The organism is Gottfriedia sp. S16(2024) (genome assembly GCF_050473765.1).
Classification (GTDB): Bacteria; Bacillota; Bacilli; order Bacillales; family Bacillaceae_G; genus Gottfriedia.
The window spans coordinates 1,434,022-1,455,070 of record NZ_JBFLUO010000001.1 but is presented as its reverse complement, the minus strand read 5'-3'; the positions used below and the strand labels follow the sequence as shown (position 1 = coordinate 1,455,070).

Below are 21,049 nucleotides of genomic sequence, written 5' to 3'. Positions count from 1 at the left end.
ACCCCTATCTACAAACTATTTTGCGATTAATTCACGTTCAATTCGAACAAGTTTATTTTTTAAACTGCCGTCAAAAATACGGTTTCCAACACGAACTTTATAACCACCAATTAAAGATGGGTCAATTTCGTTTTTCAAACGTATTGAGTTTTTACCTAATTTAGAAGCGAATAACGCTCCAATTTTATCTAGTTCTTCAGAAGACATTGCCGTTACAGAGTAAACTGTTGCATCTGCAATATTACGAGTTTCATTCGCAATTTTTACATATTCAGTTACTAAGTTAGAAATAGTGCTCATTCGCCCACGATCAACTAATAAGCATACTAGATTTAATACCGTTTCAGAGATTGAAGCAAACGTGTCATTTAAGACAGACTTTTTGCTTTCTTTTGTGATACCAGGGTGTTGTAAAAACTTATTTAATTCTAAGTTTTCTACATACTCCTTTTTCACTACTTGTAAGTCATGTTCAACAGTTTCTACTAAATTTTGTTCAGTCGCTAATTCAAAAAGAGCGTTTGCGTAGCGTTTTGCAACTAATTCGTTACTCATTTAGCTTCGCCTACTTCTTTAAGATATTGATCAAAAATAGCAGATTGGTCTTCAGACTTCACTTCTTTTTCAAGTACTTTAGAAGCAATTAATACAGATAATGAAGCAACTTGTTGTTGAACTGATTGTACTGCAAGCTCTTTTTCACGAGTAATTTCACGTTTAGCGCTTTCTTTCAAGTTTTCAGCTTCTGCTTTTGCTGCGGCAACGATTTCTTCACGTTGTACATCAGCTTGCTTTCTAGCTTTCTCAAGAAGCTCACGAGCTTCAGTTCGAGCAGCAACTAACTCTTGCTTTTGCTCTTCAACTAGTTTCATTGCATCAGCGTTGTTTTTCTCAGCTGAGTCTAATTGATTAGCGATGTGATCTTCACGTTGTTTCATAATTCCCATTACTGGTCCTAATGCATACTTACGTAATAAAGCAAGTAGGATTAAGAAGATTACTAATTGAAACGCTACATCGCCCCAAGGTATACCATGTCCGTTTGCTTCACCGATTACGAATAATGAACCGTTTAACACAAGCCTTCACTCCCTTCGAGGGTATCATTTAATAATTTTTCTTTTTTATAACATAGCCTAGGTCTCTTACCGACTTTAGCTTTACTTTCAAAATTCAATCTTTACAACAAAAGTGTCATAAAGGAATGGCGAAGTAAATGTGAACACAAACTTCGCCATTTTTTAACTACTTGTATAAATCTTACGCTTTACCAAATGCCATGAATGCGATAACTACCGCGATGATTGGAAGTGCCTCAACTAATGCAACCCCGATGAACATTAAAGTTTGAAGAGTTGAACGTAATTCTGGTTGACGAGCAACACCTTCTACTGTACGTGATACAATTAAACCGTTACCAATACCTGCACCTAGTGCACCTAAACCTATTGCGATTGCCGCTGCGATTAAAGCCATTTTAAATTTCCTCCTTCTTAATCATAAGAAATATATTTTTTTTTATAATTTTTATCTAACTACCAAATTCAATGAGCCGATTAATGCTCGTCCGCCACTTTATGTGACAAGTAAACCATTGTTAACATTACGAAGATAAACGCTTGGATTGAACCAACGAATACAGAGAATCCCTGCCATACGATCATTGGTATTGCCGCTGCGATTGTCCAAAGAATACCTCCGCCTGTGCTTGTTGCATAAGCATGTGTACCCATTGTTGCAAGTAAACCTAGTAAGATTTCCCCCGCATAAATGTTACCGTAAAGTCGAAGACCTAGCGTTAATGTGTTTGCTAATTCCTCAATAATTTTTAATGGGAATAAGAATGGCATTGGTTGGAAGAATGTTTTACCATACGCTCCAAAACCGCGCATCTTGATACCATAATAATGTGATAAACCAACTATAAAGATTGCTAATGATAAAGTAATGACTGGGTCTGATGTAGGTGATTTCCAAACTGAGTTTCCATCGAATGAGATATCGAATGGTAGACCTAACATATTTGAAACAAATATGTACATAAGTAATGTCACACCTAGTGTAAGGAAGCGACCACCAGTTTCCCAATCCATTGTACTGTTGATAATGCCTTTAACGAAATCTACAACCCACTCTAAAAAGTTTTGCTTTCCTGTTGGGCGTATTTGTAGACTTCTTGCGCATGTAACTGCGATGATAAAGACGATTACTGCAGCAATGGTAGTCATTAGAACATTTGTTAACGTAAAATCTAAACCAATAAATTTAAAACCATAAGTGCCGTGTTCCAATTTATTCACCTCTCTTCCTTGCAAAAGACGTTTGTTGTAATGCAAAATGTATCATAATGACAAGATGTCCTGTCATTAGTCCCGCAGTTAGTGCCGGTATGCTCACAAAATTTTCATACCGAAGCGCGATGACCATAGCTAGAGCCACCGCTGAAAGACAAATTACAGTACCTAAAGATCGAACTTTTTGTTGCTTTAAAACTCGGTCAAAGAAGGTATTTATCTTTCTGTGTAGAATCCATATACAATAAAAGCTAGTTACTGTTCCGAGAATATAGCCTGTGAATATTGTTTTATAGTCGGTAAATGCCCAACCCAAAACAGCTAAAGAAATGATATACAACATATCTCGTGTGAATCGTCTAAAATTATCTTTTTGCATGTAACTAGTCCCCTGGTGTGAATTGCTTAACTAATTTAAGCGTGCCGTAGATTCCAGTAAATAATCCTAACAGTAAAAAGATGATCATAAATACTGGTACTGGCCAATTAAAAAATGAATCAATCCATCTTCCTAGAAAGATGCCTATGAGAATAGAACCGACAAGCTGAGCTAGAATGGAAGACATGAGTGCCATTGCTTTAAGAGGATGTTGATTGTTGTTTTTCATACAAAATCCCTCCATGTCAATTGTCATTCTCCAAAAAATTGCCAAAAGTCTTATCATGGTTAATTCTACAACAAATATTTGCTAAAATCTCTAAACATTGAAAACGTTCACAAATTGTTCACAAAACGTTCAAAAAATTTTAATAACATAGTATTTACATACATTGAAAACCCTTTTAAACATTCATGTTAAGCATACAATATGTTACAAAAATGTGTCAATTACCTAAATTAAAAAACTATTAAAAATTACTTACCAATTTTTAGTCTTCTACATAAATTTTTGCGACATTTACGTAAGATTCCGTTGCACTTTCATACTGTTTACGTTTATAAAAAATCACAAATTTATAAATTCCACTTTTAGGAAAGTCTTTTAAAACTAGTTCTTTCTTGATAATCCCCCTTTTACTATTTTCCTGTTCATCAATCACACCTAACAAACGGAATGTTTCAGATTCAAAAACAGCGATTTTGTATTCCTCAACCTTACTTGGTAAATAAAGCTCATATTTATAGCGATTTTTACCTTTTACCCTTCCAAAGTGAAATCCCATTACTGACGGAAAGTTCGGTTCTCCTTGTAGTAATAAAAACGGCATTCTTAGATTTTCATCATCATTTGTACTAAACGTAATTGCCCCATCATAAAATCCATCTCTTAATACTTTCGTATCAACTGTTGCAGTAAGGCTAATTTTTTTGCTAGTGTTAGCTGGAATTGTAAAAGGCTTAGGTAATACCCATTGTATTCCAGTGGCTGGCTGATTATTTATTGCTGTAACTTGTTTTGGCATATTTGATTTATTAGATATTCTTACGACAAAATCTTTCTTAATTTGTAAATCGGTTTTTCTAGTTACTCCTAAAGATAAAGAAGTTGGAAATAATGTTGTCTCAGTCTCAAGTGCCTTTTCAATATCTAATCTTCCAGCACCTTGTTCGTACGCATGATACATCTTTTTATTATTCTTATATAATGGTGTTGCTGTATTGACTAGCACACTTTTTAAATCGTCCATACTCCAATCTGGGTGCAGTTGTCTTACAAGAGCAGCTGCTCCGGCAACATGTGGACTTGCCATACTCGTTCCTTGAAGCGCTAAATACCCACCCGGAATTGTACTTTTTATTTGTACACCTGGAGCTAATAAATCCGGCTTCATTTGCCAAGTACCTGTTACCGGCCCTCTAGAGCTGAAATCTGCAAGTATATCAACCTTCTTTTCATGGCCAGTCTTAGCTTCTACTTTACTTTTTTCAATGATTTTCTTAATTAATAAACCTTCTTTTCTTGAAATAGTCGCTGCTGGAACAGTAAATTTCCCTTTAATTTGTCCAATGAAATTTCCATCGATATTATTAAAGACAATAACCGCCTTTGCACCAGCGTCTTGAGCATTTTTTACTTTATCTGTGAACGTGATTTTTCCTCTTTCAAGCAAGACAATTTTGTCTTTTACTCTTTTTAAATCACGCTTTTCGCCGTATTTCTTAAATACAAATCGCCCATTTAAACCTTTATCCCATTTAGCAGATCCAATCATAGGACTAATAATTGTCTCTTTATTTTTCACGTGGATAGATGGGAAAAGAACAGGTGGATAGCTTGCACCAACTGTTAAAGCCTTTGATGCCGTAGCGGGAGAACCAACAGTCCATAGCCCTGGTCCAGAGTTTCCAGCAGCCGTAATTGCAAGTACACCCTTTTCTACTGCCTTATCTAACGCAATACTTGTCGGCCAGTCTGGTCCGTTCACATCATTTCCTAGCGATAAATTAATAATATCTACTTTATCCTTCACTGCTCGCTCAATTGCAGCCATAACAGTTTCTGATGTACCAACACCACCAGGACCAAGAGCACGGTATGCATAGATTGTAGCTTTAGGGGCTACACCTTTTCTTTTTCCATTTGCCGCTATTACACCAGCTACATGGGTACCATGAAATGTACTTTTTTCTTCAAGCTTAGTCTCCATTGGATCTTTATCTAAATCAATCGTATCGTAACCGCCACCATAATTTGATTTCAAATCAGGATGCCTGTAATCAACACCAGTATCGATTACTCCTACCTTTACGCCTTCACCAGTAATCTTTCTTCCCCTTTGATCCTTATATAATTGAGCTTCGTCCGCTCCAATAAAAGGGATGCTATCTTCTAAATGAGCTCTATAAGTTGTAACAAAGTGCATATCCTTTACTAACGGCATTTTAGCTAACTGTGATAACTCTTCAAGAGAACCCGATACAGAAAAACCATAGTACGTCTCAGTGTATTGTTGTCTTACGGTTACATTAGGGAAACGTTCAGCAATATTTTTTATCGCCTGTGTAATCATTCCGTCTTTAACTGAAATTAAAGCTACTTGTTTTTGTTGTTCATGTGCATTTACATAAACATCTTTAAATGGAACTAGTAAAAAAACTAAACAAATAATTATTTTAAGAAAGTAATTTTTCATTCAATGCAGGTTCTCCTTTATATAAGATATTTTCTTTTTAGCTTTCTCACTAATCGTTCATTCATGTATAAAAAGGTAATTTTCTCTAGAACCTACAAAGTTTTCAAAATGAAAAAAGACTAACTCTAGGTAAAGCATAAAGCTTACCTAAAAAGTTAGTCTTTTTGTATTATCATTAATTTTTTAATTCAGGTTGGTTAAACAACTGGAATCTTTTATTTGTAACATACGCTTTAATCTCATGTATGATAAAATACAAAATCGAAGCTCCTAAAACTACGATCCATGCATTTGAAATGACTGTCTCCTGCCAAATCCCTAAAAGCATAAAAAATGCAGGAAGAGTAATTGTAGTCCAAGATTGTATCATTGCAACAATTCCTGTGTATCGCTCTATTTTCTTACCTAATACAAGGCCAGCAAAGAATAGATACCATAAATATGCCCACATAACCCATAATAGTCCGTTCACAACATCATGAATAATAGCGAAGTTCACGAAAGCCCAAAGTACAGACATGATTGATACCCAAAGTGAGAACCAACCTAAGCCAGTTCCATTAAAACCTTTAAGATTTGTAAATCCATTATATAAATAAGTAATACCAAAAAAGAAAATACTTGCCGTATTAAATAATTCCCACTTACCAGCACCTAAATGCATTAATAAATAGAAAGGAATAACGATTTGTAATGTACCAACAAATAAGTTTAATAAAGCTGCACTTTTAGCATTCGCTTTGTTTAATAATACAAGACTATTTAAAAACAGAGTTGCACCAGATAAAAGTAAACCTACAGATCCCATAGTGACTTGTTAAAAAGAAAATTGTTAGAAATTCACTTTTTAACTCAACCCTCCTACTTTAAGATTAGAAAAAAAATACAAGCGCCTGATCTAAGTCAAACGCTTGGATTAAATTATTTTAAAACGATACCTACGATAATTGCCGTTAAAACACTTACTAATGTTGCACCAAATAATAATTTTAAACCGAAACGGGCTACAACATTACCTTGCTTTTCATGTAAACCTTTAACTGCACCTGCAATAATACCAATTGATGAGAAGTTAGCAAATGACACAAGGAATACTGACACAATTCCTAATGTACGAGTTGAGAACTCTTTACCATGTTTTGCTAAATCCATCATTGCAACGAACTCATTTGAAACAAGTTTTGTTGCCATAATACTACCTGCATCAACCGCTTCTTTAAATGGTACACCCATAATGAATGCGAATGGAGCAAAAACATAACCTAAAATCCCTTGGAATGAGATTCCAAAAATCATATCAAAAATATTATTAATTGCACCAATTAATGCAACAAAACCGATTAACATTGCTGCAACGATGATTGCTACTTTGAAACCATCTAAAATATACTCACCAAGCATCTCGAAGAATGTTTGTTTTTCTTCTTCTTGTATCGTTAAGATATCTTCTTCAGGTGTAACAGTGTAAGGATTAATAATTGAAGAAATAATAAATCCACCAAATAAGTTTAATACAATTGCCGTTACTACATATTTTGGTTCAACCATCGTCATATATGCACCTACGATTGACATAGATACTGTTGACATTGCTGATGCACAAAGAGTATATAAACGATTTTTTGGTAAATGACCTAATTGTTTTTTTACTGAAATAAATACTTCAGATTGTCCTAAAATTGCAGATGCTACTGCATTATAAGACTCTAATTTACCCATACCATTGATTTTGCTTAAAATTAAACCAATGTATTTAATAAAAAACGGTAAAATCTTTGTGAATTGTAAAATACCAATTAATGCAGAAATAAATACGATTGGTAATAATACTCCTGTGAAGAATGGGAAAGCACCTTCATTTGCCATACCACCAAATACGAAATTAACACCTTCACCAGCGTATTCTAATAACTTTCCAAATCCGTTAGAAATTCCTTTAATTAAAATTAAACCTACTTCTGTATTTAATAATAAGAACGCTAAAATGATTTGAACAACGACCATGATAACAACTGGACGATATTTAATTTTTTTACGATCACTACTAGCGATGAATGCTAGACCGAAAACAACTAGTAATCCAACAAGAGCTATAATATATTTCATGTTTCTCCCCCGAAAATCCAATAAATTTGTTTTTAATTAATCTAAGCGCTTTCAAAACGAACACAACTTTTTTATTTGTTGGATGTCAGACATCATTTAGAAGTTAGATGTCAGACAAGGATTAACCTTGTAAATCTTTTGAACTAAATGATCCAGGAAGTAATTCCTTAACAGTTGTTTCAGTGATGTCACCTTTTAAGTTAGTTAAGTATACTTTTGTATTTTCATCACTAAATTCTGCGATTACTTGTCTACATGCACCACATGGTGAAATTGGACCTTCAGTGTCTCCTACTATTGCAATTGATTCGATTTTTGCTGAACCGTTACCCGCAGCGACCGCACTAAATATAGCAGTTCTTTCTGCACAATTTGTTAGTCCATAAGAAGCATTTTCTACGTTACAACCTGTGTAGACCGTTTGGTTATTCAATAAAATTGCTGCACCTACTTTAAACTTCGAGTAAGGAACGTATGCGTTTTCACGAACTTTTAAAGCTTCATTGATTAATGATTGTGTATTCATATTTATCACCCTTTAACGAATTGTTAGGTAATTCTTAATTAAAGTGTGTGAGTTTTGTCTTCGCTTTACCATATTACCAACGTAAGAGCTAAAGAGCAATAACTCACTCACTTTTTTTTATTTTAAAATTATTTTGAAATTAATAAGCTGTGTTTGCTTCTTCACCTTGAACGAGCTTAACACCTGAACTTGTTCCGATACGGTTTGCACCAGCAGCTACTACATTTTCTACGTCTTTTAAGCTACGAACACCGCCAGAAGCCTTAACGCCTACGTTTTCTCCAACAGTTTTACGCATTAATGCAACGTCTTCTACTGTTGCTCCACCAGTTGAAAATCCTGTTGAAGTTTTTACAAAGTCAGCGCCAGCTTTAACTGATAATTCACACGCTCTAACTTTTTCTTCGTCAGTTAAAAGACAAGTCTCAATAATTACTTTTACTAAAGCTTTACCTTTAGCAGCATCAACAACTGCACGTACATCTCTTTCAACTAATTCGTCATTTTTTTCTTTCAATGCAGAAATATTGATAACCATATCAACTTCTTCCGCACCATTTTCAATTGCGTTTGTAGTTTCGAATGCTTTTACTTCTGGAGTGTTTGCTCCTAGAGGGAAACCAATTACCGTACAAACCTTTACAGAAGAATCCTTTAATAATTCACTTGCATAAGAAACCCAAGTAGGATTGATACAAACTGATGCAAAGCTAAATTCTTTTGCTTCTTCAGCTAATTTTGCAATTTCCTCTCTTTTTGCGTCAGCTCGTAATAATGTGTGATCTACTAAACTTGCGTAATTCATATATAGTCGCTCCCTTATTGGTTTTATTATAAAAAATGTTTATTTACTAAGTTACTTTGAATATGTCTTTACTATAACACCGCTATGAAATTTTGTAAAATACAAATTGAACTTATGTTCAAGGATAATTTTACCTTTTATATATATAGAAAAGGGGCTGTCTCCAAAGTCAGGTTACCTGACAAAAAAGACGCCTCCTTTTTAAATGTAAAAATATCTAATTTTGGGGATATCCACTCTTAAGACACCCTCTTTTTAAAATTTGTCTAATAGAGAACATGACAAAGGGAAGGAATAGCTTTACCTCTTCCTTTCCTATCCTTGCTCTAACAATCTTTTTGCAGTAAATTGATCGGTTATTAATATGCTTGCATATTTACCCATTAAAGCACCGTGAATAGCATTTATTTTCCTTTCTCCACCCGCGACTAAAATAGATTTTTCTTTACTTCTTAGCTCATCTAACTCAATTCCAATCGTTCGTCGATCAAGGAGTTCAGAATAAATATTTCCGTCTTTATCAAAAAAGCGAGAGCAAATGTCTCCTACAGCGAATGTTTGTAAATCCGTCTCTTCCTTCTCGTTTAAGTAGCCAACTTTAAATAACAAGGCATCCTTTTTAACAGTTCCTACAGTGAAAATTGCTACGTTTGATTGTTTTCCCAAATCAATTAATCGACCAATATGGCGATCTTCTTCAACCATTTGTTTTACTTGTGGATTATCAAATATAACTGGTAGTGGTAAATATCTTGGTACGGTGTTAAATGCTTCAGCAAACAAATTTACCGTTTCAGATGCATATGTATTCGTTTTAGAGTAACTTACTCCACCGTTCAGCTGAATTACTTCTACACCCTTTACTTGTTTATTACTTAACTTTGTTGCAATATGATACATCGTAGTTCCCCAAGTTACTCCAACAACGTCACCATCATGGACTATATCTACTAATACATCTGCAGCTTTTTTAGTGATTGTTTGCAAAACTTCATTGTAGTCATCAATTGGTGAATAGCAAACTTCAACAGATTGTAAATTATATTTCTTCTTTAACTCTCGGGCTAAATCTTGATTGCCTTCAAGGGGGTCAATAATTTCAATGCGTACATATCCCAATTCCTTTGCTTGTTGGAGTAATCTTGATACAGTTGGACGAGAGATTCCTAATTGTGTCGCGATCTCTTGTTGACTAAAGTCAGAATCATAATATAGTCTTGCTGCATCTATTATTAACCTTTGTTTTTCGAGTGACATTCCCTAATCCCCTTTAACTTACCCATCCTTATTTCACGTTCAAATTTTTAATTATTGTACCCCTTTTAATTTAAAGAAAACTCGTCGACTTCCGAGCCTTTAAAACAAAGGTAGAGACGTAGTTGCACTTATACTTAATTCCTAAAATTAACGACTACGTCGAGTAAGCTACCTAGCTGCCAATTTATACTTTCTTAATGTGAAAAAAGCTCTCCTATGCTAGGAAAGCTTTAAAAATGTAATTACTTTGTACCAAATAAACGATCTCCAGCGTCGCCAAGACCAGGTACAATATAACCATGATCGTTTAATTTTTCATCAAGGGCAGCAATGTAAATGTCCACATCTGGGTGTGCTTTTTGTAAAACTTCAACACCTTCTGGAGCTGCAATTAAGCACATAAACTTAATGTTTTTAGCACCGCGTGTTTTTAAAGAGTTGATTGCTTCAACCGCTGATCCACCTGTCGCAAGCATTGGATCAATCACAATGAAGTCACGCTCTTCAACATCTGTAGGAAGTTTAACGTAATATTCAACCGGTTTTAATGTCTCAGGATCGCGGTATAATCCAACATGTCCAACTTTAGCTGCAGGAACTAATTGAAGGAATCCATCAACCATCCCTAAACCTGCACGTAAAATTGGTACAATCCCTAACTTTTTACCAGCAATAACTTTTGACTTTGCAATTGCTACTGGTGTTTCGATTTCCACTTCTTGTAGTGGTAGATCGCGTGTGATTTCGAATGCCATTAAACCTGCAACCTCATCAACTAGTGCACGAAATTCTTTTGTTCCAGTGTCTTTTTTACGAATTAAAGAAACTTTATGCTGAATTAACGGATGATCAAAAACGTATACTTTACTCACTTTTATCGCTCCTTGCAAATACTTATTAATTTATTATTCTTAAAAAGAATACCGAAAGCGGTTAAATAATTCAAGCCACATTATACAATCACTTAGAATTAATTTAGATCTTTTTTACATATAAACTTCAATATTGCCTTTTTTTATTAATCTAATTGCTATTTTGACCCATTTTGAATAAAAAACTCCTCTTCCTCATTAATATAAGTCAGAGAAGTTTTTATCTTAAACAAAAAGAGAGAACCTATTGGTTCCCTCTTTGCACCTTGTTAAAAAACAACCTTGTCAATTAACTTACCAAATTTTCGTAATGGAGTAGAGCGATGTTGATTTCCACTACAGGATGCTCGCTTTCCATGGGGCGAGACCTGAGCCTCCTCGGCGAGCCTGCGGGGTCTCAGCCTTCCCGCTTATCCCATAGGAGTCGAGCACCCCTCCGTTCCAATCAACTTATTCATCAATAAGAAGTCTGCAATATAAACTAATCAAATAACCTTTACTTAGCGTATCCTATCAGTTGTTTATTAATCAAATTGTAGGTCAATTAAGATCGAACATTAATTTATTAAACTAATCAACTGAATTTATAGCTTTGTAATATTTTTAACTTCTGAAAAAAACTTACTAGCGTTATTGGAATCATAAAATTGTTAAACATATTAAAATTTAAAACCATTAATAGATAGCTCAACCAAAAATGATCATCTCATCATTAATAAATGTTCATTTAAAATCCGTTTTTTCTATTGACCATTTTATATTTCAACACTCTGAAAAGAGAGAACCTATTGATTCCCTCTTTGGTTACATAGTTAAGATGCGTTTCTTAAATTATGATCTGGTACTTTTGGAGCGAAAGAAGTTTTTCTATTAATAAACTTGCTAACATAGTGATCTAATCCAATACGTCCTGCATTAGAACCAGCAATTATTATAAAGATTCCTAATAATACCATTTGTGGATTTGTACTAGTTGTACCACTAAACATAAATGCGAAGTTCATCATTAAACCAAAGAACATTGCTGTTTTTGTAAAACATCCAAGAATAAGTCCAAGTCCGATTGCGAATTCTCCAATAGGAACTAATATATTAAATAAATCGATGTTTGGTATTGCAAAGTTTGTTAGAAAATCTGCCCACCACCCTTGAACTGCTGGGTGATCACCTGTGGCACTTTTAACTGCAAATCCTAAAAATCCTGAAGCATCGAATCCTCCAGTTGATAACTTACCCCAACCTGCATGGATCCACTCATAACCTAAATAAAGACGAATAATCGTTAAGAAACCAGATGCAATTTTATTAGTTCTTAAAAAATTAATAAACATAAGTTTTTGCCTCCGTTTATATAAATTTTTAATTACTGTTTACATGAGTTATTGTAATCCATTTCCGATTAATAATGTGAAGTTTTCCACAAGTTTAAATGAACTTTTTGTGAACTTTATCACAAAGTTTTAAAAAATTAAAGCTATCTTTAGTATAATTGCACCTTCAATGCTATTTGCAATTGAAAATACAGTTCTAAAGATAGCTTACTTTATACTTTATTTATTAAAATGTAGGATATAATTCGTATTTGCTTGATAAAGCATTAACTCGATTACGAGATGCTTCTAGTACTTCTTGGTTTTCGTGATTTTTTAATGTATCAGCAATGATTGATGCAATTTCATCCATATCTTCTAAAGTAAACCCTCTTGAAGTTACAGCAGCTGTACCGATACGGATACCACTTGTTACAAACGGACTTGCTGGATCAAATGGGATTGTATTTTTATTACATGTAATACCAACCTCATCTAATACGTGCTCAGCAACTTTACCAGTTAACTCTAATGAACGAACATCAATTAAAATTAAGTGATTATCTGTGCCACCAGATACTAAATTTAAGCCGTTAGATTTTAAGCCTTCTGCTAAACGAGCAGCGTTATCGATGACCGCTTGTGCATACTTTTTAAAATCTTCTTGTAGTGCTTCACCAAATGCTACAGCTTTAGCTGCAATTACGTGCATTAATGGTCCACCTTGAATTCCAGGGAAGATTGATTTATCAATCGCTTTTGCGAATTCTTCTTTACATAAAATCATACCACCACGTGGTCCACGTAATGTTTTATGAGTAGTTGTTGTAACAAAATCAGCAAATGGAACTGGATTTTGATGAAGACCTGTTGCTACTAAACCAGCGATATGTGCCATATCGACCATTAAGTAAGCTCCAACTTCATCTGCAATTTCTCTGAATTTTTTAAAGTCAATTGCTCTTGGATAAGCACTTGCACCAGCTACAATTAATTTAGGCTTATGCGCTTTAGCCTTTTCTAATACATCTTCATAGTTAATTACTTGAGTTTCTGGATCTACTCCATACTCAACGAAATTATATTGTACCCCACTGAAGTTTACTGGGCTTCCGTGAGTTAAATGACCACCATGTGATAAATTCATACCTAATACTGTATCACCATGTTTTAAAATAGTGAAATAAACTGCCATATTCGCTTGAGCACCTGAATGAGGTTGAACATTTACGTGTTCTGCTCCGAAAATTTCTTTTGCACGGTCTCTTGCAATGTTTTCTGTGATATCAACATATTCACAACCGCCATAGTATCGTTTGCTTGGATATCCTTCAGCATATTTATTTGTTAATACTGAACCTTGGGCTTCCATTACTGCTTCGCTTACAAAGTTTTCAGAAGCAATTAACTCGATTTTAGTACGTTGTCTACCTAACTCTAACTGTATTGCCTCATACAATGATGGATCTTGCTTTTTTAAATTTTCCACAGTTATATCCCCCTTTTTGTAAAACACGAACATTACTAGTATAAATTTACTATATTATTCGATAAAACGACCGAATTCCTTTCTATTTTACCATGTTTTATATTGAAAATGAAAGATATATCTTTCAAATAACTAACATTTAACTATTCTATTATAATAAAAAACACATTATTTAACGTCTTCATCTATTGCGTAAACTGCACGCGCTCCACCAATTAACTTTGGACGAGTTTTTGCCACCGTAATATGGGCTTGTCCAACATGTTTAATACTTGTTCTTAAAGGAACTGCCACGTGCTTTAAATGCATACCGATTAAAGTATCGCCAATATCAATCCCTGCATCCGCTTTAATGTGCTCAACAATTACAGCATGATCTAAATGTCTATATGCGAATGAGGCAAGTGCTCCTCCTGCAGTACGAACTGGTACCACAGTTACCTCATCTAATTGTAAACTTTTTGCCGTTTTTCTTTGAACAATCAATGCCCTGTTCAAATGTTCACAGCATTGAAATGCTAATTGTACTCCTGTTTCATCTTGAAAAGCCTTAATCTCATTAAATAAGACTTCCGCTACTTCGATTGTTCCTGAAGTTCCAATTCTTTGTCCGCTAACCTCACTAGTGCTACATCCAATGACTAAAACATGCTCACTTGTAAAATTCACATGATCATTTAGCTCGTGTAATAATGATTTTATTTGCCCGGCTACTAACCTTAATTCTTCATTCACTTGTTTTGCCCCTTTCGTAGAATCATTCTTTAAATTGACTAACATTCTATTATTCATTATTAAAAAAGCCGATAATCTTCACATTATGTTTTGGATTAACGGCTTCTCATTTAGGTTTTATAATTGGTGATTCTTTTCGTAGTCTTTAATTTTGTTTACTCGATTTTCATGTCGACCGCCTTCAAACTCAGTCGTTAACCATATTTTTGCAATGTCTCTTGCTAAACCAGGTCCGATTACTCGTTCCCCCATAGCTAGAATATTCGTATCATTATGTTCACGAGTTGCTTTCGCACTAAAAGTATCATGCACTAAAGCACATCGAATTCCTTCAACTTTATTTGCGGCAATTGACATACCAATTCCTGTTCCACAAATTAATATTCCACGGTCTACTTCTCCATTTGCAACTTTTTGTGCAACTGGGAATGCATAATCTGGGTAGTCTACAGATGTACCACACTCACAACCATAATCTTCGTATTCAATGCCCATTTCATCCATTAAATTCATGATTTCTTGACGTATATTTAATCCACCATGATCAGACGCTATTGCTACTTTCATTAGATAACCCCCGTATTGATATCTTTGAATTAATTTTCTATCGTATTGAATTGACTTCAATTTCTATCTTACACTATTATGTTCAGATTTAGGGCATCTAATTAACATCTAATCACTGATTAAATTAATATTCGTTTGGTTTCTGTACAATCTGTTTTACCAACTCTTCTAATTCGCTCAAAGTATTTTCATAAGTTGTTAATGACCCTCCATAAGGGTCAGAAATATCTTTAGCTTGACCGTTTATATATTCATAAAATGTAAATATTCTATCCTTATACTGAGGAAACTTAGAAACTAACATTTGTTTATGGCTCAATGTCATTGATAAGACTTTAGAAGACCATTCCAATAGATCTTCATTTATTGGCTGCGAGGAATGATTTGTATCTATCCCTTTATTTTTCAGTGCCAATATTGCATTTTGAGAAGCAGGGTCACCTGACATAGCAAATACTCCAGCAGACTTGACCTGATAGAACTCATTACCATGATGTCTTAATAGCGCTTCTGCCATTGGGCTTCTACATGTATTTCCGGTACAAACAAATAATATATTTTTCATCTTAATACCTCACCCTCATTTATCTGAACGTTTTATTTAATCTATTTTACTAAAAAATAAAAGGATGGGGCAATTGTCTCCAATTTTCTCCATCCTTAGCTCTTATTCACCTTATGTATCTGTTAAGAAAAAAATAATAGTTTTATTCCAAAAATCAATAAGAACGAACCACCTAATAGTTCTCCAAATTTACCAAGTTCCTGTTCTACTCTTCTTCCTAAAAGTAATCCAGCCCAGGTTAAAATTGTACTGATAATACCAAATAGTAGAATTGTTAGCCATGTTTTAGCACCGAATGTTCCTAAGCTAATTCCAACCGAAAAACTGTCCACACTTACACTAAATGCAAAAAGAAGTAACCCTACTCCTGTCGGTGAATATTTATTTTCTTCTTTTCCAAATAAAGTTGAGTAGATCATGTGAAAGCCTATCCCCATTAATAAGAATCCACCGAGTAATACAGCAAATCGTCCCAGATTCTCGGATAACTCATATCCAATGATCATTCCTAATAAGGGCATTATTACATGAAAGAGTCCGATTACAATACCGATATTGATGATCTGTTTAAATTTAAGTTGTATAACTCCCATTCCTAATCCAACTGAGAATGCATCTAAACCTAGCGCAGATCCCATAATAGTTAATGTAATTAGTTCATTGATTAATGAGCTATTCATGCTTTCCCCCCTAGGACTTGCTATTAAAAGATATGCACGTCCTATAAATGATATGAGGGAAATTAATAAAATTTTTTAGACTGTTGACAAACGCTTGCAATCAGTCTGAAAATCAAGTTTTATGAGCTTTGTCTAAATATGAATATAATAATGGACCGAACCTTAGCATCTATTATTTTTCCTGAATAACTGAATGTCCACAGGCTTTCCACAGACGATTCATAATCGCAATTCCAATGCCTTCATAAGGGAAGGTTTCACAATAAATGATATCAACATGTTCTTCATTAAATTTACGAATGCAATCATATAATGCTGCAGCTACGGTTGATAAGTCACTACGTTTTCCACATGTAAGAATTACATCTGCATCATATTTCGTTGCATTTTCTTCAGTTGTTAATATCCCTACTCTTTTTCCTTCTGTTTTGGAATTGTGTATAAGTTTGTGTATAAACTCAATACTTCCATTTACAAGATGCATTTGAGCATCTGGTGCATAATGTTTATATTTCATACCAGGTGATTTTGGTGCTTCGTTTTCCTTCATAGTTGCTGGATCTACTTCAACAGTAGGAATTATTTCTTTTATCATTTCTGGCGTAATACTACCTGGTCTTAATATTGTAAAAATAGCTTGAGAACAGTCAATAACTGTTGATTCAACCCCGACCCCTGTACTACCACCATCTACAATTCCTACAATTCGTCCATTTAGATCTTCAAATACATGCTTAGCAGAAGTTGGACTAGGTTTCCCTGATGTATTTGCACTTGGTGCTGCTATTGGCAAATTACAAGCTTCAATTAATGCTAGAGCAACTGGATGATCAGGCATTCTTATTCCTACAGTGGATAACCCTGCCGTTACATATTTTGAAACATTTTTCTTACTTTTTAAAATTAACGTTAATGGCCCTGGCCAAAAAGCATCCATTAGTTTTTTTGCATCTAATGGAATTTCTTCAACTAGATGATCTAACTGTTCTTTGTTGGCAATATGTACAATAAGGGGATTATCACTTGGTCTACCTTTTGCTTGGAAGATTCGTTGAACCGCTTCATCTGAAAGAGCATTCGCCCCTAACCCATAAACGGTTTCTGTTGGAAAAGCGACAACTTGTCCTAACTGTAAATTTTTTGCTGCATCCACAATCTGTGGGTAAACTTCTTCTTTATTCACAGGATTATCCACATACCATATTTTCGTTTCCATACGTAGCACCTCTCTCTAGAGTGAATAATAGTGTATATTTTACAAATTTAGACATTATCCAAAGAATGAAAAGCAAGTTTTATCCACAAATTGTGGACAAAACTTGCTAATTTGTGGATAACTTTGTGTATAGTTCTTTTTGATAAACTAATACTTCTTCATTCGTAATAGTAGTTTGGTAATGCTTCATTTCTTTAATACTATTCGAAACATTTTCCTGTTCGACTTGACCAAAACCTAGTAAAAGGAATAAGTCTTGAACTACATGCTGTCTTGTTAATAAATATACTTTACTAATCATTTCTTCTTTTAGTTTTTCAAGAACACTTTGTAAAAAGAGTACCATATGCTGTGAGTAAATGGTAGGTGCAACTACTAGTGATCTTAATAACGCTTCTTCTCCATCTTGCTCATATCCTATTACAGCTTGTGCTTTCCCAAACTCATCTTCCATTATGAAAAATGATTCTTGTTGCTCCTCAAGTCCGTTTGTAGATAATCCTGCTTGTCCCAAGAATGAAAAAATTGTTTCAAAATCTTCCTGAACTGCTGAACGTATTTTCATAAAAAAACCTCCCTAGTATGCTTGTAATACTTTATGCACATAGGGAGATTGCTAGAACTAAAATAATTGCTTTAACATTTGTACAAAGAAGCTCTCTACCTTAATATCATCTTTTGGTTCATCGCTAGATAAAGTAGAAGCCATAACCGCATCGTCACTGCTCTTGATCTCATTATCATCTTGCAAAGATGGTTCATTGTTTTGTTTTGTTGCAGTATTAGTATCATCATCGCTTAAACGTAATGCTTCTTGTTTATTAAATTCTTTCTTTGGTTCTTTTTCGATTTTTGGTTCTTTTTCGATTTTTGTTTCTTGATCAACCTTTTGTTGAGATTGTAGTGACTCTTTACTTAAAGTTGCATCACCGTTTGAAAAATCTAGGAAGCATAGTGGCGGGAACAATACGCACCACCAGTTTGCCCCTTGACCAGCACCAAGTTTAATTAAAACTGCTTCGTAATCACCTGCAGGATATAGGAAACTTCCATATAACTTTGTAGGGAATTTAACTTTTTTAGAGTAAGTAATTGTAAATGATTGATTTGAGCCTTCTTCTTTAATAACACGTGCAACTGTTTTTTGTAAATCTGGAATATGACTTTTAATAACCTTTTGACCCTCTTCAAAGGTAGTTAAATCTTTTACCCAAGTATTAATTTGAGCATTAACTTCATCTCTAACTTTACGTTTAAGAGCTTGGTCTTCACTAGAATCGCTATTTGCTAGAATTCTTAGTCGTACAGCCTTCTTAGGAATTATAACCATTTCATTACCTTTAGCGTTTGTATCTCGAAGTGGCATTAACACTGATGAACTAATTAATAATATGATAAATAAAGAAATAATTTTATATGTTATTTTATTTTTATTTTTAGTTTTCATTCTCTCCACCATCCCTCTAGGAACAGTGTAGACAATTTGATTATTTCTTAAACACTAGTATTCTATTTTTTTATAGTTTCTTTTTGGACAAGGAAGTAAACGATGATTTCCAGTTTTAGATACCCGTTTTCCGTTGTAGAGATGTTGAGCCTTTCATTACTTCAGGATCCTTGCCGTCCCAGTCTCCATAGCCGCCGAGCATCTTACGTTGAGATTTACTCATAGATTTCCCCTAACTCGCTAACAATCTATTAAAAAGGAACGTATGAAATACACAGTTTAGAAATTCCTTTTATCTCTAACAATTTATCTGCTTTTTAATATAATCCATATACAACGAAACAATATCTATGTTTGATACTGTATAAAGTGTTCTACTCCCTACTACGTCCTCAATTTCATTAAAGATTAGTTGGTTGTTTGCATCAAACATGAAGTCAATTCCAACGAAGTCAAAATCAAAGTGATCTACTATTTTTTGAATGAGTTCTTTTTCATTTTTGGAAAGTTCGTATAGTATTGCGCCTCCGCCTAGAGAAAAATTCGCTCGAAAATCTTTTTCTGAATATCTTAAAACGGCTGCAACAATTTCTTTACCGATGATAAATACTCTTAAGTCCTTACCTAATTGCTCTGCAACGTTTTGAATTAATACTTCATCGAAGTTTGCGTTCTGTACGGTCTCCAGTAACTCTTCTTGATTATTTATAAAATATACTTCACTTCCGCCTCTTCCTGTGCAATTTTTAAGCACACAAGGGAAAATGATTGTATCTAAAGATTTTGTAATTGTATTTTTTTGATAATAAAATGTGTCTAGCATTGGAATTCCTAGACTAGAAAGCTTCTGGTGTGTTAGAAACTTATGGTTGGCCATTGTTGAAATCGCCTGGTTATTAAAAGTTCTGATTCCCATTTCTTCAAAGTGGGAAGATAATAATTGTGATATCGTCCTCATGATTACAAAGGCCGGTTTACTTAACTCTTCACCTTGATAGCAAAGTATATTAACACCGCTTCGAATACCTATTACAATATCTTCTGTATATAATAACTTTAACTCAAATCCATTTTCCAATGCTCCGCTTACTAACCAGTCAATATACGTTCTATTTCTTTCTGCATCTGAATCGGAATAGATTAGCCAACCAATCATACGTTTTTCTCCAAGTCCCAGGTAATATAATCAATAATATATTTCGTTGTATCCACGTCTGTACATAGATAAATATTTTTGAAATGTGCGTTTGAGTTAACTTCGCATATATACGTTTTTCCATCTTCGCCGAACAATAAGTCAATTCCTGCAAAATCAGCTCCCAATATTTCAGAACATTTAAGTGCTAAATTGATTTGCTCTTCTGTTGGCTCATAATTATACATCTTTCCACCGTTTGTAACATTTGCACGAAAATCTGATTCTGATTTTCTTAACACTGCTGTTACTACTTGTTTACCTACTACTTGGATGCGAATATCAGTCCCTCTGCTTGATTCTATAAACTCTTGATAAATGTGAGGTTTGTGCTTTAGTTCATCTACCTTTTTATAAAAATCTTCTCTATTCTCAACTAAATAAACTTGTCTACCAAATGAACCGAATGACTCTTTTATAATTAAAGGAAAACCTAATTCCTGTATAACTCCATCGTAAAAATCATAGTTTGTTAAATCACAATTAGGGAACAGCAGCGGAGCCGTAATTGTTTTTGGCATGGGAATATCGTAGTTCGATAACGCTTGAAAAGTTAAAGCCTTATCATCACAGACTTCAATCGTTCTCGCGGAATTATATAATTTTAGCCCCATATTTTCTAAATGCCTTGCTAAATGAACATCCTTGTCCCAAAAAATTACAAAATCAGGTTTCTCATTCGCGAATTTCCCTTTTAAAATCGCTTGACCCTTTTCGATTACTGGGATTAGTTCATAATGTTTAACTAAAGTAACATCTATTCCTTTTGAGATTGCTGTATCACGTAACCATTCGAAAAGTTCAGTAAATTTTGTAGCTGTAATATGACCATTAAATACAATCCAACCTTTAAACTTTTTCATTCTAACTATCTTCTTTCGTAATGTTTTTGTTTTTTCTTGATTGAAAT

At 34.1% G+C, this 21,049-nt stretch carries 24 protein-coding genes; all 24 read right to left on the bottom strand.

The window, feature by feature from the left end:
- Window positions 1-15 precede the first annotated feature (15 nt).
- On the bottom strand, window positions 16-555 hold the full coding sequence (locus AB1282_RS06875; protein WP_056469304.1) for a F0F1 ATP synthase subunit delta: 540 nt from the start codon (window positions 553-555) through the stop codon (window positions 16-18).
- Complete coding sequence (gene atpF / locus AB1282_RS06870; protein ID WP_029715296.1) at window positions 552-1,055, bottom strand: F0F1 ATP synthase subunit B; 504 nt, start codon at window positions 1,053-1,055, stop codon at window positions 552-554. The genes AB1282_RS06875 and atpF overlap by 4 nt, the downstream gene beginning before the upstream one ends.
- A 205-nt stretch (window positions 1,056-1,260) precedes the next feature.
- Complete coding sequence (gene atpE / locus AB1282_RS06865) at window positions 1,261-1,476, bottom strand: F0F1 ATP synthase subunit C (protein WP_025568599.1); 216 nt, start codon at window positions 1,474-1,476, stop codon at window positions 1,261-1,263.
- Between the two features lie 80 nt (window positions 1,477-1,556).
- Window positions 1,557-2,228: a F0F1 ATP synthase subunit A gene (gene atpB / locus AB1282_RS06860; protein WP_429901074.1), complete on the bottom strand. Its 672-nt coding sequence runs from the start codon at window positions 2,226-2,228 to the stop codon at window positions 1,557-1,559.
- A 64-nt stretch (window positions 2,229-2,292) separates the two neighbouring features.
- Window positions 2,293-2,673: an ATP synthase subunit I gene (locus AB1282_RS06855; RefSeq protein ID WP_056469298.1), complete on the bottom strand. Its 381-nt coding sequence runs from the start codon at window positions 2,671-2,673 to the stop codon at window positions 2,293-2,295.
- A gap of 4 nt (window positions 2,674-2,677) precedes the next feature.
- Complete coding sequence (locus tag AB1282_RS06850; RefSeq protein ID WP_025568596.1) at window positions 2,678-2,902, bottom strand: AtpZ/AtpI family protein; 225 nt, start codon at window positions 2,900-2,902, stop codon at window positions 2,678-2,680.
- A 262-nt stretch (window positions 2,903-3,164) separates the two neighbouring features.
- Window positions 3,165-5,369 (bottom strand): S8 family serine peptidase, encoded by a 2,205-nt coding sequence (locus tag AB1282_RS06845; RefSeq protein ID WP_429898749.1) that lies wholly within the window; start codon window positions 5,367-5,369, stop codon window positions 3,165-3,167.
- A 175-nt stretch (window positions 5,370-5,544) separates the two neighbouring features.
- Window positions 5,545-6,177 carry an AmiS/UreI family transporter gene (locus AB1282_RS06840; protein WP_056469288.1) on the bottom strand — a complete coding sequence of 211 codons (633 nt, stop codon included), beginning with the start codon at window positions 6,175-6,177 and terminating at the stop codon, window positions 5,545-5,547.
- A gap of 113 nt (window positions 6,178-6,290) precedes the next feature.
- Complete coding sequence (locus AB1282_RS06835) at window positions 6,291-7,475, bottom strand: NupC/NupG family nucleoside CNT transporter (RefSeq protein WP_056469285.1); 1,185 nt, start codon at window positions 7,473-7,475, stop codon at window positions 6,291-6,293.
- Window positions 7,476-7,596: 121 nt separating this feature from the next.
- On the bottom strand, window positions 7,597-8,001 hold the full coding sequence (locus AB1282_RS06830) for a cytidine deaminase (protein WP_056469282.1): 405 nt from the start codon (window positions 7,999-8,001) through the stop codon (window positions 7,597-7,599).
- A 139-nt stretch (window positions 8,002-8,140) separates the two neighbouring features.
- Window positions 8,141-8,806: a deoxyribose-phosphate aldolase gene (deoC, locus tag AB1282_RS06825; RefSeq protein ID WP_056469279.1), complete on the bottom strand. Its 666-nt coding sequence runs from the start codon at window positions 8,804-8,806 to the stop codon at window positions 8,141-8,143.
- 315 nt (window positions 8,807-9,121) lie between these two features.
- Window positions 9,122-10,063, bottom strand: coding sequence for a sugar-binding transcriptional regulator (locus AB1282_RS06820; protein ID WP_056469276.1), 942 nt, complete (start codon window positions 10,061-10,063; stop codon window positions 9,122-9,124).
- 242 nt (window positions 10,064-10,305) lie between these two features.
- Entirely contained in the window at window positions 10,306-10,935 is a 630-nt protein-coding gene (upp, locus tag AB1282_RS06815; RefSeq protein WP_025568588.1) for a uracil phosphoribosyltransferase, read from the bottom strand.
- Between the two features lie 812 nt (window positions 10,936-11,747).
- Window positions 11,748-12,266 carry a DoxX family protein gene (locus AB1282_RS06810; RefSeq protein WP_429898748.1) on the bottom strand — a complete coding sequence of 173 codons (519 nt, stop codon included), beginning with the start codon at window positions 12,264-12,266 and terminating at the stop codon, window positions 11,748-11,750.
- A 226-nt stretch (window positions 12,267-12,492) separates the two neighbouring features.
- Window positions 12,493-13,734: a serine hydroxymethyltransferase gene (glyA, locus tag AB1282_RS06805; protein ID WP_056469271.1), complete on the bottom strand. Its 1,242-nt coding sequence runs from the start codon at window positions 13,732-13,734 to the stop codon at window positions 12,493-12,495.
- 168 nt (window positions 13,735-13,902) lie between these two features.
- A complete protein-coding gene (locus tag AB1282_RS06800) occupies window positions 13,903-14,514 on the bottom strand; it encodes a TIGR01440 family protein (protein WP_429898747.1) in 612 nt (203 codons plus the stop codon).
- A gap of 72 nt (window positions 14,515-14,586) precedes the next feature.
- A complete protein-coding gene (gene rpiB, locus AB1282_RS06795) occupies window positions 14,587-15,036 on the bottom strand; it encodes a ribose 5-phosphate isomerase B (RefSeq protein WP_025568584.1) in 450 nt (149 codons plus the stop codon).
- A gap of 124 nt (window positions 15,037-15,160) precedes the next feature.
- On the bottom strand, window positions 15,161-15,601 hold the full coding sequence (locus AB1282_RS06790) for a low molecular weight protein arginine phosphatase (protein WP_056469266.1): 441 nt from the start codon (window positions 15,599-15,601) through the stop codon (window positions 15,161-15,163).
- Between the two features lie 122 nt (window positions 15,602-15,723).
- Window positions 15,724-16,281 (bottom strand): manganese efflux pump MntP family protein, encoded by a 558-nt coding sequence (locus AB1282_RS06785; RefSeq protein ID WP_056469263.1) that lies wholly within the window; start codon window positions 16,279-16,281, stop codon window positions 15,724-15,726.
- Between the two features lie 172 nt (window positions 16,282-16,453).
- Window positions 16,454-17,497, bottom strand: coding sequence for an L-threonylcarbamoyladenylate synthase (locus AB1282_RS06780; protein WP_056469260.1), 1,044 nt, complete (start codon window positions 17,495-17,497; stop codon window positions 16,454-16,456).
- Window positions 17,498-17,603: 106 nt separating this feature from the next.
- Window positions 17,604-18,062: a hypothetical protein gene (locus AB1282_RS06775; protein WP_056469258.1), complete on the bottom strand. Its 459-nt coding sequence runs from the start codon at window positions 18,060-18,062 to the stop codon at window positions 17,604-17,606.
- A 57-nt stretch (window positions 18,063-18,119) separates the two neighbouring features.
- Window positions 18,120-18,863 (bottom strand): stage II sporulation protein R, encoded by a 744-nt coding sequence (spoIIR, locus tag AB1282_RS06770; RefSeq protein ID WP_429901072.1) that lies wholly within the window; start codon window positions 18,861-18,863, stop codon window positions 18,120-18,122.
- Between the two features lie 379 nt (window positions 18,864-19,242).
- Entirely contained in the window at window positions 19,243-20,100 is an 858-nt protein-coding gene (locus tag AB1282_RS06765) for an ATP-grasp domain-containing protein (protein ID WP_056469255.1), read from the bottom strand.
- Window positions 20,097-21,002 (bottom strand): ATP-grasp domain-containing protein, encoded by a 906-nt coding sequence (locus AB1282_RS06760; protein ID WP_429898746.1) that lies wholly within the window; start codon window positions 21,000-21,002, stop codon window positions 20,097-20,099. The genes AB1282_RS06765 and AB1282_RS06760 overlap by 4 nt, the downstream gene beginning before the upstream one ends.
- Between the last annotated feature and the right edge of the window lie 47 nt (window positions 21,003-21,049).